This window comes from Pseudomonas sp. OST1909 (genome assembly GCF_015277575.1).
Taxonomy (GTDB): domain Bacteria; phylum Pseudomonadota; class Gammaproteobacteria; order Pseudomonadales; family Pseudomonadaceae; genus Aquipseudomonas; species Aquipseudomonas synxantha_A.
In genome coordinates, this window is the sequence record NZ_CP063780.1 from 5583461 (window position 1) to 5607748 (window position 24288).

The 24288-nt window shown below is 53.6% G+C and carries 17 protein-coding genes; 11 read left to right on the plus strand and 6 right to left on the minus strand.

All coding sequences use genetic code 11. The annotated features are described in order from the left end of the window. The first annotated feature begins 275 nt into the window (after positions 1–275). The 3 genes from IH404_RS24325 to IH404_RS24335 all read left to right on the plus strand — a co-directional run bounded on the left by IH404_RS24325 (position 276) and on the right by IH404_RS24335 (position 3346). Positions 276–1151, plus strand: a complete 876-nt coding sequence (locus tag IH404_RS24325; RefSeq protein WP_177004327.1) for a LysR family transcriptional regulator — start codon at positions 276–278, stop codon at positions 1149–1151. 105 nt (positions 1152–1256) lie between these two features. After that, the gene (locus IH404_RS24330; RefSeq protein WP_194439258.1) at positions 1257–2423 is read left to right on the plus strand and encodes a pyridoxal phosphate-dependent aminotransferase; all 1167 of its coding nucleotides are present in this window, start codon (positions 1257–1259) and stop codon (positions 2421–2423) included. Beyond that, complete coding sequence (locus tag IH404_RS24335; RefSeq protein WP_194439260.1) at positions 2420–3346, plus strand: AEC family transporter; 927 nt, start codon at positions 2420–2422, stop codon at positions 3344–3346. Before IH404_RS24330 ends, IH404_RS24335 begins: the two co-directional genes overlap by 4 nt. Positions 3347–4063: 717 nt before the next feature. On the opposite strand, the gene IH404_RS24340 is transcribed toward IH404_RS24335, so the two are convergent. Continuing rightward, complete coding sequence (locus tag IH404_RS24340; RefSeq protein WP_194439262.1) at positions 4064–4513, minus strand: GNAT family N-acetyltransferase; 450 nt, start codon at positions 4511–4513, stop codon at positions 4064–4066. Positions 4514–6063: 1550 nt separating this feature from the next. Between IH404_RS24340 and IH404_RS27925 the strand changes: the two genes are divergently transcribed. From IH404_RS27925 to IH404_RS24365, 3 genes are all read left to right on the plus strand, one after another. After that, entirely contained in the window at positions 6064–6822 is a 759-nt protein-coding gene (locus IH404_RS27925) for a TIR domain-containing protein (RefSeq protein WP_242462631.1), read from the plus strand. A gap of 321 nt (positions 6823–7143) precedes the next feature. Beyond that, positions 7144–7956, plus strand: a complete 813-nt coding sequence (locus IH404_RS24360) for a Hachiman antiphage defense system protein HamA (RefSeq protein ID WP_194439264.1) — start codon at positions 7144–7146, stop codon at positions 7954–7956. Then, positions 7946–11065, plus strand: coding sequence for a DEAD/DEAH box helicase (locus tag IH404_RS24365; RefSeq protein WP_194439266.1), 3120 nt, complete (start codon positions 7946–7948; stop codon positions 11063–11065). Before IH404_RS24360 ends, IH404_RS24365 begins: the two co-directional genes overlap by 11 nt. 223 nt (positions 11066–11288) lie before the next feature. On the opposite strand, the gene IH404_RS24370 is transcribed toward IH404_RS24365, so the two are convergent. Beyond that, positions 11289–12257, minus strand: coding sequence for a DUF4365 domain-containing protein (locus tag IH404_RS24370; RefSeq protein ID WP_194439268.1), 969 nt, complete (start codon positions 12255–12257; stop codon positions 11289–11291). 1220 nt (positions 12258–13477) lie between these two features. Beyond that, entirely contained in the window at positions 13478–14281 is an 804-nt protein-coding gene (locus IH404_RS24375) for an HNH endonuclease (RefSeq protein WP_194439270.1), read from the minus strand. 379 nt (positions 14282–14660) lie between these two features. Here IH404_RS24375 and IH404_RS24380 point away from each other — a divergent pair, with 379 nt between their 5' ends. The 4 genes from IH404_RS24380 to IH404_RS24395 all read left to right on the plus strand — a co-directional run bounded on the left by IH404_RS24380 (position 14661) and on the right by IH404_RS24395 (position 18458). Further along, positions 14661–15179 carry a cysteine hydrolase family protein gene (locus IH404_RS24380; RefSeq protein WP_194439272.1) on the plus strand — a complete coding sequence of 173 codons (519 nt, stop codon included), beginning with the start codon at positions 14661–14663 and terminating at the stop codon, positions 15177–15179. 342 nt (positions 15180–15521) lie between these two features. Further along, positions 15522–15776: a DUF6124 family protein gene (locus tag IH404_RS24385; RefSeq protein WP_194439274.1), complete on the plus strand. Its 255-nt coding sequence runs from the start codon at positions 15522–15524 to the stop codon at positions 15774–15776. Between the two features lie 106 nt (positions 15777–15882). Further along, entirely contained in the window at positions 15883–16908 is a 1026-nt protein-coding gene (locus IH404_RS24390; RefSeq protein ID WP_194439276.1) for a hypothetical protein, read from the plus strand. A 116-nt stretch (positions 16909–17024) separates the two neighbouring features. Continuing rightward, positions 17025–18458: a glycosyltransferase family 39 protein gene (locus IH404_RS24395; RefSeq protein WP_005791580.1), complete on the plus strand. Its 1434-nt coding sequence runs from the start codon at positions 17025–17027 to the stop codon at positions 18456–18458. Positions 18459–18473: 15 nt separating this feature from the next. Here the strand turns inward: IH404_RS24395 and IH404_RS24400 are convergent, their stop codons facing one another. Beyond that, positions 18474–18962, minus strand: a complete 489-nt coding sequence (locus tag IH404_RS24400) for a TIGR00645 family protein (protein ID WP_005791582.1) — start codon at positions 18960–18962, stop codon at positions 18474–18476. A gap of 162 nt (positions 18963–19124) precedes the next feature. Here IH404_RS24400 and IH404_RS24405 point away from each other — a divergent pair, with 162 nt between their 5' ends. After that, positions 19125–20948, plus strand: coding sequence for a hypothetical protein (locus IH404_RS24405; RefSeq protein WP_194439278.1), 1824 nt, complete (start codon positions 19125–19127; stop codon positions 20946–20948). A 6-nt stretch (positions 20949–20954) separates the two neighbouring features. Here the strand turns inward: IH404_RS24405 and IH404_RS24410 are convergent, their stop codons facing one another. Continuing rightward, the gene (locus IH404_RS24410) at positions 20955–21272 is read right to left on the minus strand and encodes a hypothetical protein (protein ID WP_005791586.1); all 318 of its coding nucleotides are present in this window, start codon (positions 21270–21272) and stop codon (positions 20955–20957) included. 314 nt (positions 21273–21586) lie between these two features. Next, positions 21587–24025: an ATP-binding protein gene (locus tag IH404_RS24415; protein ID WP_005791588.1), complete on the minus strand. Its 2439-nt coding sequence runs from the start codon at positions 24023–24025 to the stop codon at positions 21587–21589. Between the last annotated feature and the right edge of the window lie 263 nt (positions 24026–24288).

Below are 24288 nucleotides of genomic sequence, written 5' to 3' on the forward strand. Positions count from 1 at the left end.
CGCGACGCCTGTAGTTACCTGCCCATTACGCGTACAGAATGCACTATCACGAGTGCTAGGCCATATAGCTATCTGAAACTGCACCAATCGTCTGAAACGATGCTGACGAGTGTATCATCACCGTGCTTCACTGAGTGATTTAGCAGCTCAATAGCATCGACGACTGATCAAGATTGCTAGGCGCCTGTAGAAGGCCATGACCAGTTTCGTAAAAAAAGCACTTATTAAATCAATACAGTCACCTGCTTGCCGACTGCAACGCAGGAGAGATCAATATGTCATTGCGCGCGCTTCGTACCTTAATCGCTATCGTTCACCACGGTTCGTTTACGCGAGCCGCAGACACCGTTCATCTCACACAATCGGCTGTGAGCCTGCACATAAAGTCGCTTGAAGAGGAGTTCAATGCTGCGTTGTTTGACCGCTCGCGTCGCTTGCCCGTGTTAACCGACGCAGGCTATTTGGCGGTGGAGCGGGCGCGCGAGATCGTTGCACTTTACGACAGCATTGCTGTGGACATTGGTAGTGATAACGAGCTTCGCGGTCGACTGAAAATTGGTGCCATCCAGACGGCACTGGCCGGTGCTTTACCTCTTGCCCTGGCCGCCTTAGCTGCCGAGCACCCACATCTACGCATAAACGTAGCCTCGGGTATGTCTGCCGAATTGGCCACGCGCGTAGAGGCTGGCGAGTTGGATGTCGCGATCACTACAGAGCCTGTGAAACCGCACCCCTACGGCTTGGTTAGTACATCACTTTACGAAGAAGGCTTTTGGATCATTGCCCCGAGCTCATGCGCAGGTCTAGATTTTCGGCAGATCCTTCAAAAACTACCTTTCATCCGCTTCGACCGCCGGGCTTGGGCTGGGCGTACCATTGATCGGGAGCTTCGTCGATTGCGATTGCGCGTGCAAACCAGTATGGAATTGGACAGCCAGGATGCGATCATCCAGATGGTCGCCAGCGGTTTGGGGGTGTCAGTGGTTCCGCTATCCAACCAAAATCTTGAACACCTCAAGCACCTAGAAGTCCAGCCGTTTGGATCACCGCAAAAATCGCGTCGCGTTGTGATCTTGGAGCAGGAAGAACGGCCATGCGGACGACTGGCAGCAGCCCTGGCGCAGGCGGTAAAAAGGCATGCTCCTACCTAACGACAAATGAGTAAAACTTGTCGAATCGTGAATTTTAAATCGTTTTTACTTTAGGTATCGACTCCTTATCGTAGTGCCCATACAAACGTACTCCGTGAAGGCACCATGCACAGCAATGAAACTCCAACCAGCGCTTTCCAATCGCCGATTCTACTCATGGCAAAACGTGCTGCCGCCATGCGCGCTGAGGGGCGAGACATAGTTGACCTAACACTCGGCGAACCTGATTTCAATGCCCCTAAGCACGTGCTGGACGCAGCGCATCTAGCGCTAGGTAGCCGCCTAACCTATTCCCCGTCAAACGGTATTGAGCCCCTTCGCAGTGCTATCCGTATGCGGGCTCGAGAAGACCGGGGATTAGATTTCGATGACGATCAAATCACGGTTGGTTGTGGCGCAAAACAGATCATCTTTAACGCCTTTCAAGCTACCCTCAAGCCGGGTGATGAGGTTATTGTCCCGGCCCCTTACTGGGCCAGCTATCCAGGGATGATTAAGATGTGCGGTGCCCAACCGATCATCCTTCCGACCGCCGCTTCGGAAGGATTCCGATTGACAGCGGAGCACTTGGCAGCAGGTTTCCGCCTGGCAAAATCGCCCAAGTGGGTGATTCTCAATGCACCTGGTAATCCGTCCGGTTCACTGTACTCCGAAACCGATTTGCAAGCATTGGCTGAAGTTCTGCGCCAGTACCCAGAGGTGATGATACTGTCTGACGATATCTACGCAGAAATCCGATTCAATCAAGAGCCTTATCAGACATTAGCGTCGGTAGCACCAGACCTAGCAGAACGTATCCTTATCGTCGACGGTGTATCCAAAGCATACGCCATGACAGGTTGGCGCGTAGGATGGGGTTGCGGGTCGAGATCGCTGATTTCGGCAATGACTACAGTGCAATCTCAAAACTGTACGCAGACCAGTACCTTGAGCCAGCTCGCTGCGGTCGCTGCGCTTGAGGGGCCACGAGATTTTCTTGCTGAGCGCAATGCGATCTATCGTCAGCGCCGAGATGCCGCACTTCATGTTCTCCAGGCGAGCGATAAAATGGAAGTATCGCGCCCGGAGGGTGCGTTCTATCTACTTCCTCAGATCAAAACGAGTATTGACGATCAATCGCTCGCATTTGATCTGCTCGAAGTCGGTGTTGCAACGGTTCCCGGAAGTGCTTTTGGTCTGCCTAGTCATCTGCGCCTTTCCTTCGCCACCGACGAAGCTACCTTAGTTGAAGGATGTACGCGGTTGGTTCGTGCGCTAGAGGCGTACTCGTGACTGCCGAACTTTTGATTGCACTCACGCCTATTGCCCTGCTGATTGTCATGGGCGCCGGGCTCAAGCGCAGTCAGTTTTTTGAAGACACCTTCTGGGCACAGGCAGAACGCCTAGGCTACTACGTTCTCCTGCCCGCGCTGTTTTTGCATGGTCTGGCGACCGCCAAGTTGGACAACGTGCCAGTCCAAGGGATGATCATGGCGCTTGTACTCTCGACGGTCATGGTCGCAGTGCTGATGGTCGGCGCCCGTAGGATTATTAAAGGTAACGACGCGGCGTTCACTTCCGTCTTCCAAGGAGGGCTGCGGTATAACAATTATGTGGGTGTCTCGGTGGTGGCCGGCTTGTTCGGTGCCCAGGGGATCGCTCTGGCTGCCGTAGCCAATGCGGCCATAGTGCCGACAGTGAATATTTTGTGTGTCCTGGTGTTCGCGCGCTACGGCACAGGAGGCAAGATGTCTGCGGGCAAGGTTGCCAAGCTGTTGGCACTTAACCCTTTGGTACTCGCTTGCTTCGGGGGAATACTGCTTCAGACTCTAGGATTAGGCCTGCCTGCTGGCATCGAGCCGGTTATCAAGGCATTAGGGCAAGCGTCCTTACCACTGGGCCTGCTTTGCGTAGGGGCAGCCCTTGAGCTGGGCTCAGTGCAGAGTTGGATTCGCCCCGTGGCGTATTCATCGGTGGTCAAGTTCATGATTATGCCGCTGACCACGCTGTGTGCATGTCATTTATTTGGATTGGACGGCAGAGCAGCAATCGCGGCGTTGCTTTTCCAGGCACTGCCTACAGCTTCTTCGTCCTACATCATGGCGCGACAGTTAGGCGGGGACGCACCTCTTATGGCGGGGATAATTGCCAGTCAAACCTTACTTGCAGCACTGGCACTACCAATCGCAGTGATCGTTTTGATTCCTTGGATTTGATGATCATGATCCATCATCAGTCGGGAAGGCTGGATTTGATGCGAAAACTCGTCTACAAATTTAACGCGCCCTATAAATTTGTACGCATGAGTCGGAGTGGTCGCGGTGAAGAGATAGCCATTTGCTAATGGCATCGGCATCCTGACATTGAACGGAAAAAAGCCTACTCAACACAGACTGATACCACCCTCTCGGATGCCAGAGCAGCAAAATTGTGTTCACTGGACGTTTACGTTCTACCTGAATTCGAGGGGCGCGGGTTGGGGGGCGGGCTAATGGATAAAGCAGAGACTAGCCAAGCGAGTGGCTTCTATAAAGCCCTCGGCTGACAGCCCGTGGAGCACTTACCAGAAGGTGATGTTTAGTTTGAAAAGTGCTAGAAATAATTGTTAAAAATTGTGCTGACTAGAGAATTACGCTTAGGTGCGCATCCGCTTGATAACGCAAGATGTGTTCGTCGAATGGTTAAGATGCTGAGACGTCCACCATTTGATATGCAGATTAAGTCGTTGTTCTGCAGCGTGGTCGCGTCGTTAAGAACAAGAACGCATACGGAATTGAAGAACCTGAACGGTGTTTATGCTGCGCTTACAAAATCGAGGCTTTGAGCCACTCCTTCAAACGCTCACTAGCGTCCTTGTTTTCGTACGACTCTCGCCTCGCAAAGAAACATCCGCGAAAATTTGTAGTACGGGCCCTTGCCGGCCCCATACCTATCTATTGACGCAACTGCAGGGTCATATCCCAACAATCCATGCCTGATCCATGACCATCAGGCGTGACCTTTACAGGAACGAAACCGAATCTGCCATAGAAGCGTTGTGTGTGTTGACTCGTACTTATACACACCATTTTGATTGACGGCAGAGCTCGTATTGCCGAGAGTCGGGCCTCAATCAATGCGCGCCCCAAACCTTGGCCATGTAGTTTTTGGTCGACCATTCCCCAGCAAAGGCTAGCCACATTATCGCCGTGCCCAAGAGCATACCCCCCACAAGCGAGGATCTTCTCGCACCGCTCAACGACGTAGAATGTTTGACTCGAAGTGCGCAGAAAATCACAGAATGCTGTGCGCTCTGTTGCGTCGAAGAAATCTGGTGTGTTGCCATCAAACAGACGCAGGCACTCATCAAAGTCACTTAACTGATAGAGACGTATTTTTGTCATAGCTTTACTCTCTCAAAGATTTACGGGAATAAAAGACAAGATCTCCGTGCTTCGCCTTCATCGCACGATAGGTATGGTGCATTGCTTCAAGATGTCCTTTGCTAATCGCTCAACAACTACCATGGCATCGGGCTCATCGGCAAGCTGGGCGAAACGCTCACTCATTTCGCGCCGATCGTGCTCCGCAATGGCCTCAATCATTGCCTGTTTATTGGGAAAATAATGAAACAGGTTGCCAGGACTCATCCTTCAGCGGCACAGATCTCATTGGTCGACGTGCCGCGAAAGCCTTTTTCGGAAAAGCACATGACGGCAGCTTCGAGGATATGGCGCAGCTTTGCCTGATGCTACTCAGAATCAACCTTTCTCATCTCCTCTCCCCAGAAGCAGGTGTAGATTTGCGCCGTGTTAATTAGATTGACTACTTAGTCTAACTGCATAATAAACTCAAGCACAGTCAAGCAACAAAAAAACGCAGAAGCCGCAAAATAACCACAGATCACTGCAAGTGCTGAGCCACAAGTCACAAACACTTCTGTTCCGATAGCTCCGACACCAAATATCTTATTGTTCACTGAGGTGGGTTGAAGACTTTCGGAGAAAAATGTAATTCCTTTCCCCCTATTCATCTCAGCGCTACACCGGCGTCTCAACAAGTAACACCCATGAAGAATTTGAAAACTCAAAACCACCCAACTTTCGTGCACTGAGCGGTCTTGGGCTGTCTTCAAATGCCTATCTGACTGATCAACTTCGTCGTCAAGTAAGCCTCAAGGCCTTCTGTTCCACCTCCGCTACCATGACCACTCGCCCTGACTCCACCAAACGGAGTTTCCGGCAAGGCTAGGCCAAAGTGGTTGATCGAGACCATTCCTGCCTGTAAGCGATTACCCAACTCGGTCGCCGTTTTCAACGACTTGGTGAACCCGAACGCTGCCAGCCCATACTCCAGGCTGTTAGCTTGGGCAATGACGCTATCCAGATCAGTGAATAGCAGTAACGATGCCACAGGACCGAAAGGCTGCTCGTTGAGGAGTCGTGCCTGTTGCGGTACATCGACCAATACTGTCGGTTCGAAAAAATGGCCCTTGTCACCAATGCGCTTCCCTCCCGTTAACGTTCCCCCCCCCCCAGCTCTGCTGCGTCAGCCAGCAACTCCTGAACCATCATCAAACACCGAGCGTTGGCCAACGGTCTCATCTGACTGGTTGGAGCGAATCCGTCACCTATCTTGAGCTGGTCTGCTAACTCGGTAAATCTTTGAGCGAAAGCGGCGAATACTGTTTCATGCACGTAGAAACGCGAGGGCGAGGCACATACCTGCCCGGCGTTGCGAAAAAGCCAAAGTGGCAGCGCCCTCAATATCGGCATCCTCACACACGATAAACGGTGCATGCCCCCCTAACTCCATCGTTGTCAATTTCAAGTGAGACGCAGCCAGAGCACCAAGCTGTCGGCCTATGGCCGTCGAGCCGGTGAAGGACACCCTACGGATAATCGGGGACCTGATCTGGTAATCGGAGACGTAAGCAGGGTTAGGCACACGTTTCATGCTGTCCGAGGAAGCGTTCCTGCATCCTGCCTATAAGCAAAAAGTACTCGACGCCGACACTGGCGACACCGTCCTGGTCGGACGTGGAGCGTTACCGGTACGCAGCGTGCGCAACGCTTTTACCGAACGAGTTGAACAGGCCGAGCGCGACGGCATGCCACAGGCTGCGCCCGACGCCGACGCTTCACTGCTGGCTTCTGCCAGTTTGAAGCAAGCCTCATTCGACGGCGATGTCAGCGACGGCAAAGTGGAAGCGGGGCAATGTGCAGGGCTGATCCATCAGCTACTGCTAGCCGCCGAAATCATGAACTCACTCATCGAAGAACTCGAACAGGCCCTTGGCCATGATGAAGGCGCACGTGAGACCGTGGCTCGATTTTTGATGCAGCTGGGCTTTGAGCCGATCATTTTGCACGAGCAAGCCAATCAGGGCCGTACGGTCATGGAGAAGGTCGAAGCACATGGACAAGTGGATTTTGCCGTGGTGCTGCTGACGCCGGACGACGAGGGTTGTGCCAAAGGAGGCAAGCCGGAGCCGCGAGCCCGGCAGAACGTCCTGCTGGAGTTGGGCTATTTTCTGGGCCGTTTAGGCCGCGCCAAGGTCTGTGCGTTGAAACGCGGCACTCTGGAGATTCCTAGTGATTTTGCTGGTGTGGTGTGGGAGCCCATGGAAGGTAATAGCTGGAAACAAGCCTTGGGCCGTGAGCTTGAAGCCGCCGGTCATGAGATCGATTGGAACAAGGTCATGCGGGGGTAAGCCAGCTTCTAATTTCTTCCTTGTCAGCCTTCCATTGATGAGCGGCAAGCAAACCTGTTTGGTGACCGCTTACGGCCATTGGCTGCCGCTCATGCCCCAATAAATAGTCAGTGCAGGGAGCAACGCTCACCAACAGAGATGAGCCCACGATTCGTTATGACCGCTGCCGTACATGATTAGGGAAAGAGATCGCTAGTGGAGACTGATTGCTCGCCGGTAGAAGAAGCGATAGCGAGCACTGTACAGGTGAAAGGGTTATGGCAATATGACTTCATGCGTCGTTGAGAAATGCCTCATGCTGGCGTACACAAAGGACGTGAAATGACATCGCTGGCAGCCCATCTCACCTGGCTTGAGCACAATGGCACCTATACCTCGGCGTGTGGGCGCTCAATCCCAGTTTATCGATTCAACCATAACGCATTAGATATTTCCATAATGTCCGGTTGGGCGAGACATTTTAGAAGTCACTACTGTAGCGACCAAGAATTACGATACTTAAAAAACCCCACAAAGACTAACTCTGAATATCTGATCACCGAAAAATTCCCCAGCGAATCGATTGCGCCGGGCCCGAGCATTCGGGCCGGGGATTTTGCAGAGATTCTAATAGCTGACTACCTTCAATATATTAGAAACTACGCAGTCCCTCGAACGCGCTATGATCGGAAGGTTATAGCGAATGAATCCAGCAAGGGGTCAGACGTAATCGCGTTCAAAAAAAATCCGAACGTAATCAGTGAAAAAGATGAATTGTTAATATTTGAAGTTAAAGCAAAAGCAACTGAAAAGACAAAAGTTAACGTCCTTCAGAATGCAATTGATGATTCCATTAAAGATGAAATCCGGATTGCAGAGTCTTTAAACGCCATGCGTCAGAGGTTATATGATCGACAAGATTTTGATGGAGTCGACTTGATAGAGCGCTTCCAGCGCGAACCTGATTATCCTTGCAAGCGCAAGTATGGCGCGGCTGCGGTTTACACATCGTCATCGCTACACGAGAGCGTGGTATGTACCTCACATGCTGGCAATCACCCTAGTGCCGACAGCTTGGAACTACTCATAGTGAGTGGGGTTGAACTGATGTCACTGATTCACGAGCTTTATCGGAGAGCGGCAGATGAAGCTTGAAAATAAGGGTCGTGAAATCCTTGATGTTACACGCGCTAAAGCAAAACAGTATGAGTTTGGAATCGAAGAGGAATACCACGTTGAGCTTCCTCAGGATCCTAAGCGATTGCTAGTGTTCACGATTGGCGTGCTCGGGGAGTTGGCTGCACTTGAATCCCGCCCATCAGCTGAGCGCGAAGAGCATAAGCAAGTACTGAAGCAACAATTAGTACTAGCTGGACAATTTTTTGAATCTTTAAGTCTGTCTCGCCTGACAACCGAAATAGATGAGTATCTAAAGATTTTGAGCTCGGCCTCTTATTATCTTGCCGACATGCCAGGTAGTTCATTGGTTCTAGCCAAAGCAGTTTCAAAAACCCCCTCAGAGCTAACAGGCAGTAGGCTCGAAAGCTTATTAGTGTGGCTACTAAAATCCGAACTGAATGAAAACTTCTTTCTCGCTTCATCGGGGGGCTATAACGAGCAGATTCGCAGAACAGCAATGGCTTATCGCGCTTTTATGAATATGGAGGCAGATCTATCAGACGTAGAAGACGAGCTAAATGAGTTCAGAAGTACTGTCTATGCGAGCGGCTCAGATCGTGAGGTGCTGCTGGCTGACACTATCAATGCTCTAATTAAAAGAAAAATCAATAATTCGTCATTGATCTGCCTACCTAAATACACCGGTCTGGAACAGAATCGCTGGCACCAAGCGCTCGCAAACGACAAGTTTATGAAGGAGTTCTGGCCTGCACAGCGCTTGGTGGGAAGCCTGGGCGTGCTGAAGGGTGAGTCGGCAGTTATGCAAATGCCCACTAGTGCGGGTAAAACCAAGTCTATCGAGCTTATCATCCGGAGCGGATTTCTATCAGGTCGTGCAAAACTAGCCGTGATTGTCGCCCCTTTCCGTGCATTATGCCGGGAAATTACTCAGGGCTTCATGGCATCGTTTGAGCATGACTCCGTCAATATCAACGAGCTTAGAGATGTTACAAATGTGGATGAGGATGAGCAGGAATTTCTTAAATTTTTGCTTGGTGAAGATTTCAAAGGCAAACACGATCATACTGTGATTGTTTCAACTCCGGAGAAGTTAGTTTACCTGCTTAGGCATGAACCTTCTCTCGCCAAACAAATTGACTTGCTGATATTTGACGAAGGCCATCAATTTGATAGCGGAAAAAGGGGGGTAACCTACGAGCTCTTGATTGCTTCGCTGAAGAAAACAATACCTGAGAAGGCACAGAAGGTGTTGATTTCAGCGGTTATGTCTAATGCAGAAACAATTGGCGACTGGCTGAATGGAGAGTCCAGCCTAAGCATCCAGGGTAGTAATTGGCTGCCATCTATCAAAAGTGTAGCTTTTCTGAGCTGGTTTCACGATATGGGCCAACTGAGTTACCTCCGGCCAGACAATAAACGCGACAGCGGCTTATATGTCCCCAAGATAATCCAACAGTCAAGTCTTGCGCTGCGAGGGAGAGAAAGCAAGGCCCGGTTGTTTCCAATAAAGACCGAAGTTCAGTCAATTTCCTGCTATTTGGGACTTCGACTGTGCCAGCAGGGGCCAACAGCTATATTTTGCGGGGATAAAAGAACAGTCATTAGCCTGTGTTCAACCGTTGTAGATGTGTACAAACGAGGATTATCACTTCCTGCGCCAAGCTCAGTCTCAGATACCGATGAACTTCAGAAAATAGCGTTTCTGTCACATCTACACTTTTCCGATCAACACATTTTTTCTGAAGCTATTCCGCTAGGAGTCTTGCCTCACAGTTCAGCCATTCCAAATGGTCTCAGGATCGCGGTTGAATGGGCTATGGACAAGGGTGCCGGACACCTCGTCATATGCACCTCGACTCTCGCTCAGGGTGTAAATCTTCCAATCAAATACCTTCTAATCTCAAACTTGATGCAGGGTGGTAAAAGGATTTCCACTAGGGAGTTCCAAAACCTGATTGGTCGCGCTGGACGGGCAGGTTATCACACTGAAGGTGGTATAATTTTCACTGACCCCAAAATTTACGACAACCGTTTTCACTGGAGAGGACGTGACAAATGGGAAAGAACGCTCAAGCTTTTAAATTTTAATAACGCTGAAGAGTGCATGAGTAGCTTGATGGAGATAGTTCAACCATTCCCTTTGATAAAAGGTGAAAATGACGTTCTCAAATTCATCTCAAACCCGCTTAGTGAAAGACTATTGTGGCGTGAATGGTGCGAGAAAAGCGGAATCCCTGAGGAAAGCTTTACTGAACTGATGCAAGACTTGGATAAAAAGGAGCAAGTCCTTCATTCCATTGAAAGCTATTTCATGTCCACTTTGAAGGACGAGAGCTCTTTATTATCGACAGAATACTTTCTAGACCTCGCTTACGAAACTCTTGCCTACCATCTTGCGAACGACGTCGCTAAAGATCAGTTGGTGGCAATATTTTCTGCCATCCACTCAAGGTTGAGCGTGATACCTGTAGAAAAATTCTCCTATTATGGACGAACCTTGCTTGGACTTGATCAGCTTATTTACATCGAAGACTGGATAGAGTCTCAATTATTCGAGCTTGAATTTTGTGACTCTCCTCAGGATTTTCTCGAAGTATGCTGGCCCTTAATCACGATGTTTTCAAGAAAGAAGATTGCCTCTAATATCTATCCGCAGGAACAAGCGGTAAACATTGCCACTCAATGGTGCAATGAAACAAGCTATGCAGAGATCCTGACCTATGCAAAACTAAACAACTTTTCCATCAGGGCAAAAAGCACTTATTATTCGATTACTCAAGAGCATATTGTAGATTTCTGCTCTGCTCTCTCCTACGATGGAATGTTAATAATTGGAGCTGTCGGCGACATTGTCGAAGGCAAGGCCTTGAATGAAACATTGCTTAACCATGCCAGATTGCTTCAAAGTCAGCTGAAACTCGGCCTGTCAGACGAATTCAAAATCTGGATACATGGGCAAGGGTTCCCTGACAGAGAGGTGTGCAAGTTCATCAGCCAGCAATTAGAAAGCGTACGAGAAAACAAAAATATTATTGACTACAAAATTTTAAAAAACAATAAGCAGGTGCTAAAGGAAGCGCTGTCAAGATTGCCCAGTGCGTTTTCATTGCCGAAATTTAATTGACTGAGCCGCCCTGTCTAATAGGCATTTTCAAAGAACTTTGTCGGCTCTTTAGCAGATAAAATAGAACGTCCGCTCTTGGCCGAAAGCTGACGCCTGTGAGTAGCTGCCACAATCCAAAATGGATACTATGGTGCGAGTTCAGCGGCCGCCGCAAGAACGACTTTTTGGTTGTGCAGCGAACGAAGTGAATGATAGTTGAGCGCATTGTTAATGTTTTAGCTGTTTACTTCTTCACTTTCTTTGGGGGGGGATAAGATGTTAGCATGGCCAGATATGTAGGCATGAACCACTCTCTAACTAACTCCTCATACATGTTGGACAAATTCGTTAAACGATGCCAAATATAATCCGAGCAGTAAGTTAAGAATTGTTCATGATCTTCAGGCTTTACGCCCCTGCTTAATTTTTCCTTGAGTGTGAGTAGTTCAGTGTGGCTCCACAGAACTGGCTTCCAGAACTCATGGCCTGTCCATATGTCTTGCCGTAGTGAAATGTCGACGAAGGTTTTAATCATTTCCGTTGCTTGCGCAAGTGGTATGAAATGTGGGGACGCTGTTTTGCCCTGCATCCGAAAAATTTCTTTTAATTGATAGTTAAATAAAGCAAATGCGCCATACATTTTTGAGCGCTTCCCATATGCTCTTAATGCCACGAGCGCATCTTCTGTATCTAGTATTTCATTGGCAGTTGGGATGTAGATTGTCTTTGAACCTTTTGACGCATAGCTAGGGTCTTCTGGGATAAGAACTTTATCTATGTAATCATTAAGGCACAAAAAGAAAGCCCTTTCGGAGTTTGTGTCAATCAGCACCAGAAGAACTGGGATTGCAATTCCAATTGACTGGATGGTTAGGATGTCGGACATATCCAATTGAAATTTTGCTACTGGGATTTCAACACAGTCGTCTTTGTCCTCGATTAGGGCTCCTTTAGCAACATTTCCTCGGCCATATGCCTTTCTCGTAGCGTACTCAATGCAGTCGGATGACTTTAACTGAACGAAAAAATTTTCGCCGAGCGTTTCAGCTATATTTTTGTCCTCATCGATAAAGTCGAAAAGCTCAACAACACAATCAATGCCGTAGTCAGCTCCATAGCTATGGACAACCCACTCTTTTGGAAGCTTTTCTCGCAAAACCCGAACGGAGATATCTTCCTTTACTTGGTTTAATGACCTCTGTTTTCTTGGCATGAAATTCCTTATACATAAATAGGTGGGCCACAATATGGGATGGTTTACGCCTCTTGTGTGGCATAACGCTCCTTGTCCATGCGTATTCCCGGAGCCCGTCGGGTCCGCCGTTAGAAACGCGGCATAGACAAAGGAAAAAAGGACGAGCACTGCAAGGAGGATACGAAGTCATTTGCAGAGTGTCTATCGCGAGGTTCGAGTGATTGTCCCGTCCCTAAACGACCGCTTTTGGCCGATTGCTGCCTTCCACAGCACGATCACCGGTCAGCAATCAACAAACCAGTTGTAAAAATGGTATCCCGCGGTAACCGACACAGCACATGTGCCAAGCGTCAATAGAGACCACTGTCCTTCGACACCAAGCCACCACTGCACCTTGAACAGAAGAGCCCCCACCAATACGCAGGCCAGAACACCGAGAGCTAGGCCTACCAACGCGAACAGCCGAGCCCCTAACGCTGGATTTCCGCCGTGCCAGTTCTCACTCAGGCAAAAGGGGCAATGATTGAACGAAGGCGAATACCCCCAGAAACCACGGCTATATGACGCTCTCGGAACCATCGCTTTGCCACAGTTGTGGCAGGTAACCATCGAGTGTCTCATACCGCACCTCAGCTCAAATCGTCTTAGATGAGCCCATGGTGCGCTGCCGCTGAAAAAACCCAACTGCGTGACCTGACATCTACCCAGCAACCGGTCTGAGCTGGGCATCAAACCCTTCTGGCCAGCTAACCGAGGTTGTGCTGTACACGACCGACTCTATTAAATGCTCCCGGTGGTTGACTGGCCTCGCCCGGTCGCTAACGAGATTCAGGACGCCAGTTCAACTCCTTAAATAGCCGCTCATCGGAAATATGTGCACGGGGGCACTTATGGGGGCATTTAATAATGAACTTTTAAATAAATCCATTTAAAACAATATCTTATGTATAAATCTTTAATCCCCCCGGCCCACCAAACGAACGAAAAAAGACGTCTTTTGACGTCTTTTTTGTGCCTGAAGTCCAGTAAACACGGGAAAAATAAATCCATCTCCTTCCTCCAGTCCCATTTTCCAGTGGAATGAAAGACTGCTACCTATACTGTACCGATCAGGAGACCGCGCAATACCTTGAGAGCCAACTTGCCGGGTACAGTAACGGCTAATGGGCCCGCCGGTAGGATGTCACTATCCAGGGTTCAGCCTCACAAAAAAACCATAGGCTGAACACAGTAGAAAACTAACGCTCGATTACCCATCGCCCGCGCAACATGCCTTTCAGCTCATCAACGCTCAGCGTCATATCCCGCTTGCGATGGAGCACGGCGTGACAGTTGGCGCACAACGTAACGAGGTCAGTCTCAGGATTCACGGCTTTCTCACCACCAAAGTCCGAAATCGGCACTATATGGTGAACGTGAATGAACCCCTTCGCGTGCTCGCCGTACGCCTGTTCGAAATCAAAGCCACATGCCTTGCAGGCGAGCCCGTGGATAGCAATGGCCTTCACCCTCAGATCTTTCCGACGTTCGTAACGGGTTCCGAAGTAACTTGATTTGCTGCCTTCATTGGCCGACTCAAAGATCAATGGATCGCCTTCTGAATTTGGCGCGACCTGGTCAGCCTGGGAAGACAGGAGCTTCGCATGACTTAGGATTGCATCGTAATCCAGTTGGGAAATGGACCGAACCCCGTCACGCCAATAGTTGTTCACGCGAGTAACGGGGATCGTCTCCAGGTACGCTCCGTTAATTTTCGAGGGGATAGCGCCTTCAAACGGAGTGAAGTTTTCGATCAAAGCAAAAAGGTCACCCTTATCACTCTTCCGGTCTGCGTAGACCTTGCCGATGCGTGCCATACCAAAATAATGCGGATCGGTACTGAGGCGGACAGAAGCAAAGGTTTTGTCCTTGATGCGTCCTTTGTAATAGATCACTTCGGTTCCTTCAGCAAGCCAGGCTTGGTACCGCTTGGGGAAGTGATAGACAGCACCGGTCTCGTCTTGCCATTGCGATGTGTCGTTTTCAACGATGACTGCGGGCATTCCATTTCCTCTCGACTGATGGCAAAAGCCTACCAAAAATGAGGAAACTTCTTACAAAATATTCCTGCTCAACTTTTTAAGATTCTTATTCTTTATATAAATTAATAAGATGAGAAAGTTTTTCAGCTTCCCCTGGCATCAATAAAAAAGACGCCCAACGACGTTTTTTTTGTACTTGGCATCCCATCAATCACAATGCTAGTGTCAGCCCATGACTACCTATTGCCTCACCTCGACAACTACCACCACGACCGCTTCAAGCGGAGCGTGCGAGGTGTCGTGAGCCAATAACAAACGAACACTTCAAAGGCCCGCCAGCGATGGACAGGGCCTTTTTTTATGCCTTGTGTCGCTGGTTCACACGCAAGGAGATGCACCTATGTACGCCCTGTTGATACTCGATATCCAAGTCGGACTCATCCACGGCCCGGAGAAACCCTGGCGCTGCGACGAGCTGTTGGAAACCCTGAATACCTTGATGGACAAGGCCCGCAGCGCAGGTGCGCCGATTTTTCTCGCTCGTCACATCGGGCCCGCGGGTTCGCCAATCGAATCGGGCAGCCCGCTTACGCTGATTGCACCGGAACTGAAGTTGCTGGGTGGGGAAGTGGTGTTCGAAAAGCGTCGGCCTAACGCTTTTGCGATGACTGACCTGGCGGACAATCTGCGCTCCAGCGGCGCTACCGGCGTAGTAGTCACTGGGATGAAAACGCAATACTGCGTCGACAGCACCTGCCGCGCCGCACGTGATCTTGGCTTCGATGCGGTGCTTATCGCCGACGGTCATACCTGTTCTGACACGCCCTTGATGAAAGCCGAGGCCATCGTGGCTCATCACAATGCCACGCTCAATGGGCCGTTCTGCCAGTTGGTTCAGGCTGAGGACTGGAGCTTTTAACAGAGCTTGGCGACGGGGGAGGTCAACAGGGCCGGGCTTCGGAATTTTCCCGCAAAATACCGCGCTGTTGATGAACTAGCGCAAGCCACCTCACAACGCTAACTTCTTTACGTCGCTGATGATCAGCGTCCGGCTTTGACAGGCCGAAAAGTGTAACCTTTCACACCCCGTGATAAGGCGGCATGCTTACGCATTCCGCTCCGTTCATGGCGGCTGTGCGTGGGGCATCTTCGGGTGCGCCGGGTTCCTACACTTCCGGTCTGTCGACCCGCGTACAGCTGCCACCCAATCCTGTTTGACAGCAGGGGGCGGTAGCGCCTTAAACAGTGTGGGAGCTTCATCATGAAAAAGATCACCCCCAATCCCCCAACCACCCTCTTCATCCTCGCCGAAAACATCCACCCCGAAACCCTGCTAATCCAAGCCAGCGAAACCCTCGCTTCCCTCAACGCGATGACCACCGACCTGGCTTTCGAACTTGAAGGCGCGCACCGTCACAAGCTGCTGGCCGCTCAGCAATTGATCGTTCTGGGTGAGTTACTGGTAGAACGGGTCTTGAACACCCAGCCATTCAATACCCATCCGCCACAACCCTAAAACACGAAAACGGGCGAGACGCCTCAGCACATCTCGCCCGCTGGCGTCCCCTCACACTTCCCATTACCCTGACGGCCTTTATCAGACAACCGGAAGTCAGATACCCGTGTTCAAGCCTTTCGCCGTCATCGCCCTCGCCTTCATCCCTTCATTCGCCACCGCTGCCGAGCTGGCCGGGGTTTGGCAGGGTACTTTGGGCAAGTCCGCTATCACCGTGTGTTTCAACGGCGCCGACGGGGAGCATGGCAGTTATTACTACCAGCGCATCCGTACCCCGATTCAACTGACCCAGGCCAACGACAACGCACCTTGGGTGGAAGAAGGAAACACCGGTTTCTGGGCCCTGCAAAAACCTCAGGCCGATACCCTTTCGGGTGCCTGGAGCAAAACCGATGGCGGTATGCCGCTGCCACTGGCCCTGCGCCGCATCGGCGCGGACGGCTGCGGCAGCGATGCCTATAACGCGCCCATGGAAGCCGCGCCGCTGCCGATCAAGACCGAGAAGAAGACTTTCCACAACCATCTCTACCAGCTCAAGACCCAAGGCCCCCGCGTCACGCTCAAGCTGGAGGGTGACGGCCCGGCGGTGCAGAAGATCAACCAGCAACTCGCCGCTCTGGCCGTCAATGACGAAGATCTAACCGACTATTTTTATGAGCGGCGTGAATACCTGGGTCGAAACGGTTCGGCCTATACCAGTGAAATCGAGGTTGAGCCCGCCTATTGGTCATCGCAATTTCTCACCGTGCGGTTCTACCGCTGGGCCGCAGGCCAAGGCGCCATGGGCATCAGTTGGGGCCTGCACTCCTGGAACCTGCAAACCGGTGAATCGGTTGACCCCTGGACCTGGATCGGCGGCCATCAGCAATGGTATGACGCCTATTCCGGTCACTTGAAGCTGCCGGCCGCCTTCAGCACCTGGCTGGCCAAGCAAACCACCACCGACGAGGGCTGCCCCGCGATCACCGATTACTCCAACTTTCACCTCAGCTTCAACACCCAGGGCCTGCAACTCTCGACACCGGCCAATGGTGACGGTTGCGACAACGACTTGAGCTTTACCTGGGAGCAGTTGGAGCCGGTGCTGACCGCACAAGGCAAAGCAGCAGTGCCCAGCTTGAAAATGCCCTGACGCGCCCGAGAAAAACCCCACGGCCGTTCACCAAAGGTTAAGAATCGCGCTCGTATACTCCCTGACTACCCATGACCGGTCGCCCGATCGGTCTCATGCCCCGGTAGCCAGATTCCATGACGCGCCCCGCTCCCCTGCTGCTCCTGCTTGCTGGTCTGTTGTTCTTCTTCGCCCTTGGCAACCACGAGCTGCAAGGCTCCACCGAGGCTCGGGTGTCCGGGATCGCTATGGCGATGCATCTGGACAATGACTGGGTGGTGCCGCGCCTGTTTCGCGAGCCCTTCCTGGAAAAACCACCCCTGAGTCTGTGGCTGGATGCCGGTGCGATTCGCCTGTTTGGCGCCAGCACCGGGGCGGTGCGCCTGGCGTCGGCGTTTGCCGGGTTGTTCAGCGTGATGCTGTTGTACGGGATGCTGCGTCGCTTCGGGCGGCCGCAGACGCTGGCGTTCAGTGCCGCACTGATTCTGGCGACCATGGCCAGTTACTGGGGCAATGTGCGCGGGGTGGGTGAGGATTCGTTGCTCAGCCTCGGCGTAACCACGGCCTTACTGGCGTTTTACCAGGCTGTGCGGCCCGAGCGCGATGGCTCCAGTGTGTGGGCGTGGGCGTTGTTCACCGCTGGCATGGTCATCGCCACGCTGAGCAAGGGGGTGTTGGGCCTGGCGCTGCCGGGGATCGTGATCTTTGTGTACCTGCTCAGTACCAGTCTGATGGATAAACGCCTGCGCATCGGCGACTGGCTCAAGCCGGCGCTGTTCACGCTGCTGGCCTTGGTGCCGTTGCTGATCTGGCTGGGGTTTCTGTTTCAGCGCGGTGGGATGCAGGCGGTGGGCGAGGTGTTGTGGACCAATAGCGTCGGGCGCTTCAGCGGATCGTTTGTCGAAGCAGGGCATTACGAACCTTTCTACTATTACCTCGCGAAACTGCCCGAGGCCTTCCTGCCCTGGAATATCCTGGTGTACCTGGGCCTGTGGCATTTCCGCAAAAGCCTGGTGCGCAACCGTTATCGCCTGTTTTTCAGCGTGTGGCTGGTGGCGCAGTTCACCCTGCTGACCCTGGCTTCCAGCAAACGCACGGTGTATTTGATGGCGCTGACGCCAGCCGCGGCGGTACTGGCCGCCGAATATGCGCGGGTGCTGTTGGAGTGGGCCAAAGACCGCAAGCCGGCGCTGTACCGCTACCACCGCCAGATCATCGGCGGGGTTTTCACCCTGGCCATCGCCTGCTACCTGAGCGCAGCGTTCTGGTTTGCACCAAAAGCCGATGTGCGCCACTCCTTCGTGCCGGTGATCAGCCAGGTCCAGACCCTGCAAGACGAAGGCCGAACGGTGGCGATGTTTCAGCCCAACGAACGAATCGCCGGCGCCAGCGTGTTCTATCTGCAGGCCTACTTGCCGATCCTGCAGACCGAAGCCGAACTGCGCGCCTTCCTCAGCGCCAAGCCCGGCAACGTTGCGTTGACGGACCACACCGACCGGCTCAACGAGAAGGTCACGGTGATCAAACAAATGGCGATCAACCGCCAGCCTTACTACTTCGTCGAGCAGTAAGGCCGGCGCGCGGCATCAGTGCTTGGTGAGCTTGTCCAGGTAGCCCATGGCGAACGCCGAGACCACGAACGTCATGTGGATGATCACGTACCACATCAGGTGCTGCGGATCGACGTTCTTGGCGTCCATGAAGATACGCAGCAGGTGGATGGAGGAAATCGCCACGATGGAGGCCGCCACTTTCATCTTCAGCGACGAAGAGTCCATGGTGCCCAGCCAGTTGAGCTTTTCCTTGTTTTCATCGATATCCAGCTGCGAGACGAAGTTCTCGTAGCCGGAAATCATCACCATCACCAGCAAGCCGCCAACCAGGGCCATGTCGATCAACGACAGCAGCAACAGGATCACTTCCGCTTCCAACATGGTGAAGATGTTGGGAATCACGTGAATGATTTCCTGGAAGAACTTCAGCGCCAGGATCAGCAAGCCCAGGGACAGCCCTAGGTAGATCGGCGCCAGCAGCCAACGCGAGGCGTACATCGTGTTTTCGATAAAGCGTTCCATTGAATCTCACACAGCTTGGCTAAAAATGGCGCCGAGTATACCAGCCGCCACCCGGCCCCTGTCACCGCGAGAAAACTGACCCAAGTGGCATCTGTAAGAGAATTTTTCTGCTAGTGTCGAGGCCATTAACTCGGCTCGATGATGTCGGACAGGAAAACTCAGATGATGGATGTGCGATCCCCTTTGGCCACTCTCGGCCTGTGTGCGGCGTTGCTGATGGCCAGCGGCTGCTCCCCCAAAGAAGAGCAGAAGCAGGCGACCCTCGAAGAGAAAACCGCGAAGTTCGAACAGTCCCTGGACACCATCCAGGACCCCAAGCTGCGCGATGCCATCGCGGATCTGGGCGGCTCGCTGCTGTTGCTGGAACGGGCGCGCCTCAAGCTCGCCACCAAGCCCATCGAGGCCGAGTACGGCGAAGACACCCTGGCCTTGCTCAAGCACTACCCCACGCCCCAGGCCCTGGTGGATACCTATATCAACGGCCTGTTCGTGCTGCGCAAAAGCTCTCATTCGGACTATCTGACGGATTTGCAGCCGGTCTTCCCGTTCAATTTCAACGCCCCTGACCAGTTCCCCTTCCCCCATGGCCTGGAATGGCAGTCGGTAACCCTGAGCAACAACAAAGTCATTCCCTTTCAGCCGGAATGGTCGGAAACCGACCCGGGCATCCAACTGAGCCCCAGCAGCTCCAACCTCACCAACCCCGATGACCTGACGGTGACCTACCCGTTTATCGAAGGCATCGAGACGGAAAACAAAAGCCAGCCGCAGCCCGTCAGCCTCAAGGGCGCGGTTGAAGTGATCACGCCGGGCAAAGTGCTGACCTTCGACCTGAGCAAAAAGGATGTGGGCCATAAACGCACCGAGGGCAACATCACCCTCAATCTGCTGTTGCTGGAAAAGAACTACGCCGAGATCGAACTGACCAACAGCGCCCCCCTGGCCGCAGACGTGGGCGACGAATCACCGAACCCTTTGCTGGTGCAGGCGCGGGACACTACCGGGCAATTTCTGACCCGTTCGGGCTCGATCAACGAAAGTGCCGCGCAAGTGGCGTTCTACGAGAAGCAACTGGCTGAAATGCACAAGCAGAACGCCTGGTCAGACGCCTTCGAGAAACAGCTCACCGATGAGCAAAAAGCCTTCGAACACAAGCAAACCAGCCATTACGCCAAGGTGTATTTCAACGGGCTGATCGACAACCTGCAGGTCAATGTGCTGGATTTCTCCCAGGCCACGGTTACCCACAAAGACCTGGATCTGCCGGTATTACGCTTCGACAGGAACAGCCTGCAAACCACGGTGCAGGCCCTGCCGATGCCGGTCACGGTGTATGACGACGGCGCCGCCAGCTGGCTCAAAGATGCCTCGATGACCGAGGACCAACTCAAAAGCAGCGTGACCATCAGCCAATCGACCGAAGACGCCAGCGCCGCGAAAATCATGTTTGACCACCCTTTCACCTTCAACGACGACCTGGTCGGCGCCGAGCGCAACAACAGTGATGCGCCTATCACCTTCTTCACCGCCGACGACAAGGGCGAGCGCGGCGAGCCCATCGAGCTGCCAACCGAGGCTTTCGAGCTGAACGCAGTAAACGGCACACTGACTTACGACCTCAACCTGTTCCCGGAAACCCCGGCGTTTGTGGTGGGCTCGGTGCCGCTGTTCCTGGCGACTATCGAGAAAGCCGTGATTGATGTCGCCAAGCTGCCCAAGGGCCTGTCGCTCAAGGACAACGCGCTGATCGTCGATCAAAAGGACTTCCCCTCCGACAGCTGGCGCTTCTACGCCAAGGACGCCAGCGGCAATTACCTCAAGGAAATCCTCAATGTCAGCCACCGCGCCGAGGAGTACGGCACCGCGCTGTTCGACGTGCATTACTTCTACGGCCAGCCGACTACGCTGGAGAGTTACCAGCGCACCGACCTGAGCACCGTGCAGTACGGCTTCGAGGTCAAGCTGGACAAACCAGAGAGCAAATAGCCGGCGCTAAAGGGCCAACTGCTCCTGGCCGCCATTGAGTTGGCGCAGATGGGCTTGCAGGTGCAGGCACCAGATCTGCGGCTCGTCCATTTGCTCGTAGCCATGCAAGGTCAGGCTATCAACGATGGTGCCCAGCATTCTTTCGGCCACGAAGGGCCCATGGAACGGGCCCTGGGATTTGATGGTGGAAGGCTGCTCGCCCGACATTCCGGCGGCAAACAATAGCGTCCACATGCCGTTATCCCCGGCGAGGGGGCGAATGGAGCATTCGATACGGGTGACCAGGCCCAGGCACTGGCGGGTAAGGCAAAGGTTGCGCGACATGGCGGCGCCCCTCGGTAGATCGGTGTTCAGCCCCAGCGCAAGGCGAGGCTGTTTCTATCCTGCGACTCCTGTGGATATCCCTGACTCTGAGAATAGAAGAAAAACACCACAAACCAAGGTTGTAGGGACCAACGGGCGTTGGTCCCCGAGAATGGAGTCAATTTTGTGGCACGCTAAACGTCCCTAAAGACATCACGGACCACTGTGGGAGCTGGCTTGCCTGCGATGACGGACTCATAGCCAACCTCCCAGTTGGCTGATACACCGCTATCGCAGGCAAGCCAGCTCCCACCTTAACCGAGTGATGACAGCAATCAGCTTGGCTTGGCTTCTGCCAACGCCTGCTGCGCCAGCTCTTTCTCCGCCTCCTTCAGATCTTCCTCGCTGATCATCTCGGCAATCGCGCGCAAACGCTCCACCACCCGCGCATTCACGGTGCCTTCCGGAAATTGCCCCTCGGCGTCCGGCTCACCGGCATCCTCGCCCACCAACAGGCTCAACGCCTCATCGGCCTGGCGTACCGCATAGATGTGGAATTGCTCGGCGCGCACGGCCTGCAGCACCTTCTCGTCGAGCATCAACGTGGCAACGTTGGCCTGAGGGATGATCGCCCCTTGCTCACCGGTCAGCCCGCGTGCTTCGCAGAGGCGGAAGAAGCCTTCGATCTTCTCGTTGACCCCGCCCACCGCCTGCACTTCACCAAACTGGTTGATCGAGCCGGTGATGGCAAAGCACTGCTTGAGTGGCGTCTTCGACAAGGCCGAAATCAAGGTGCACGCCTCGCCCAGGGACGCACTGTCGCCGTCCACATAACCGTAGGACTGCTCCAGGGCGATACTCGCGGAGATCGCCAGCGGGAATTCCTGGGCATAACGGCTGCCCAGGTAACCAGTGAGGATCATCACGCCCTTGGAGTGAATCGGCTGGCCGAGGTTGACTTCACGCTCGATGTCGACAATGCCGCTGCCGCCCGGGTACACCGTGGCGGAAATCCGCGCCGGTACGCCGAATGCCGAGTCGCCGACCTCCAGCACCGTCAGGCCGTTGCACTTGCCCACGGCCGCACCCGCGGTGTCGATCAGGATGACTCCGGCGAGCATGTCGTCGAGAATCCGCGCCGACACGCGGCCTGTACGCGTGGCCTTGGCCTTGAGGGCGCGCTCGATATGCCCGGCATCGGTCATTTCGTCGCCGGCCAGGTGGCGAATGAAGTCCGCCTCGCTGACCAACTGGAACAGGTCGCCAATACGCGCCGACAAGCGGCCCTGATGTTCCGCCAGGCGTGCGCTGTAAGTCGCCAGGCGCGCGACCGCATCCGAGGTCAGCGGCGCCATGCCTTCTTCCGACGTGCGGGTTTTGAGCAACTGGGCGAACTGCTCCAGGCTCTCGTCGACCATCGGGATGTCTTCGTCGAAGTCCACCAGCACCCGGAACATTTCCTGGAAGTCCGGATCGGCGTCTTGCAGCGCGTAATACAACTGGCGCGAGCCGATGATGATCACCTTCACCTGCAAGGGGATCATCTGCGGGTTGAGGGTCACGGTGGCCAGGCGGCCCAGTTCGCCCAGGGGCGACTCCATCTTCAGCTTACGCGATTGCAGGGAACGCTTGAGGGCATCCCATACAAACGGCTCGCTGAGCATTTTTTCGGCTTCCAGAATCAGAAAGCCGCCATTGGCGCGGTGCAAGGCGCCCGGACGCAGCTGGCGATAGGTGGTGTAAAGCGCGCCCTGGTCGGTGCTGTATTCGATACGGCCGAACAGGTTGTCGTAGGTCGGGTGCGGTTCAAACACCACTGGCGCACCACCGTTGACCGGGTGACCCACCACCAGGCTCGGGCAGTACTGCTCTTCAAGCAGCTTGCGCGCCTGGGCGTCGGTCTTGGCGTCGTCCACCAGTTGCTCGACCACGGTTTTAAGCAGGTATACCTGCATCGCTTGCAGGTAGCCGCACACGCCGGCGTTTTCTGCATACTTTTCCGACAACGGTGCCAGCAACGGCTGCAGGGCCAGGGTGATGGTTTCTTCGTTGAACTGGCGCAGCTGGTTGTTGGACTCGCGCTTCCACTGCGGCAGGCTGGCCAACTCTTCGTTGAGGCGCTCTTCCAACGCGGAAATATCGTTGTGGAAACGCTCGCGATCGGCTTCCGGCAGTTGCGAAAACTCGGCTTCGTCCAGCGCCTTGCCGTCGAGCATCGGCGTAAAGGCGATGTTGGAGCTGTCGCGGTACAGCGCCACGTCTTTTTCCAGGGCCAGTCGTTCGATCACATCCAGCGCCTTGTCGTAGCGCTGGTTGAAGGCCCGGTCGATGGCGCTTTTGCGCTGTTGATAAGTGGGGTGTTCAAACACTGCCGGAAAGGTGGCCACCAGGTTGTCGACCAACCCGTTGATATCGGCGATAAACGCCGCGGCGCCGCCCCCCGGCAATTCCAGGGCGCGGGGCTCGCGTGGCTCATCGAAATTATTCACATAGACCCAGTCCGCCGGGGTCTGCAGGCGTTTGCCTTCGGCTTTGAGGTAGCGTTTGACGAACGAAAAGCGGCCGGTGCCGGGCTCGCCCATCACAAACACGTTGTAACCGGGGCGTGGCATGGCCACGCCGAACTGCAAGGCTTCAACCGCACGTTCCTGGCCAAGCACACCGCGAAAGGGCTCCAAATCATTGGTGGTCGAGAAGCTGAACTGTTCAGCGGAGAAAGGGCGAGTCAGCGCTTCGGGCGCTAGACGCAAGCTGGCAGCAACAGGATCAGGCATCGGGCTTCCTTACATCAGGCGGGGCAGATGGGGGCATTCTGGCTCCGGGTTGAGCGCTCTGGCAAGGCGCGCTTTCGGGAAAGCATAGCCACCGCACGCGCCCTACAAAAAAATCGCCAGCGATTGAATGTTTATAAAAAAACACGGAACCCTAGGAACGTGCCTAAACTCCAAACTGCGCGGGTTGGACTAATAACTGGCCCCTAGGGTGCTGAGAAGCACCTGAACCCTTGTCCATTGGTTTGCACACAAAGAGAACAAAG

Excerpts from the sequence above, each read along its gene's own strand:
- IH404_RS24325 (WP_177004327.1), top strand. The coding sequence starts at position 276 with ATGTCATTGCGCGCGCTTCGTACCTTAATCGCTATCGTTCACCACGGT.
- IH404_RS24330 (WP_194439258.1), top strand. The coding sequence starts at position 1,257 with ATGCACAGCAATGAAACTCCAACCAGCGCTTTCCAATCGCCGATTCTA.
- IH404_RS24340 (WP_194439262.1), bottom strand. The coding sequence starts at position 4,513 with ATGACAAAAATACGTCTCTATCAGTTAAGTGACTTTGATGAGTGCCTG.
- IH404_RS27925 (WP_242462631.1), top strand. The coding sequence starts at position 6,064 with ATGCTGTCCGAGGAAGCGTTCCTGCATCCTGCCTATAAGCAAAAAGTA.
- IH404_RS24360 (WP_194439264.1), top strand. The coding sequence starts at position 7,144 with ATGACATCGCTGGCAGCCCATCTCACCTGGCTTGAGCACAATGGCACC.
- IH404_RS24365 (WP_194439266.1), top strand. The coding sequence starts at position 7,946 with ATGAAGCTTGAAAATAAGGGTCGTGAAATCCTTGATGTTACACGCGCT.
- IH404_RS24370 (WP_194439268.1), bottom strand. The coding sequence starts at position 12,257 with ATGCCAAGAAAACAGAGGTCATTAAACCAAGTAAAGGAAGATATCTCC.
- IH404_RS24375 (WP_194439270.1), bottom strand. The coding sequence starts at position 14,281 with ATGCCCGCAGTCATCGTTGAAAACGACACATCGCAATGGCAAGACGAG.
- IH404_RS24380 (WP_194439272.1), top strand. The coding sequence starts at position 14,661 with ATGTACGCCCTGTTGATACTCGATATCCAAGTCGGACTCATCCACGGC.
- IH404_RS24385 (WP_194439274.1), top strand. The coding sequence starts at position 15,522 with ATGAAAAAGATCACCCCCAATCCCCCAACCACCCTCTTCATCCTCGCC.
- IH404_RS24395 (WP_005791580.1), top strand. The coding sequence starts at position 17,025 with ATGACGCGCCCCGCTCCCCTGCTGCTCCTGCTTGCTGGTCTGTTGTTC.
- IH404_RS24400 (WP_005791582.1), bottom strand. The coding sequence starts at position 18,962 with ATGGAACGCTTTATCGAAAACACGATGTACGCCTCGCGTTGGCTGCTG.
- IH404_RS24405 (WP_194439278.1), top strand. The coding sequence starts at position 19,125 with ATGATGGATGTGCGATCCCCTTTGGCCACTCTCGGCCTGTGTGCGGCG.
- IH404_RS24410 (WP_005791586.1), bottom strand. The coding sequence starts at position 21,272 with ATGTCGCGCAACCTTTGCCTTACCCGCCAGTGCCTGGGCCTGGTCACC.
- IH404_RS24415 (WP_005791588.1), bottom strand. The coding sequence starts at position 24,025 with ATGCCTGATCCTGTTGCTGCCAGCTTGCGTCTAGCGCCCGAAGCGCTG.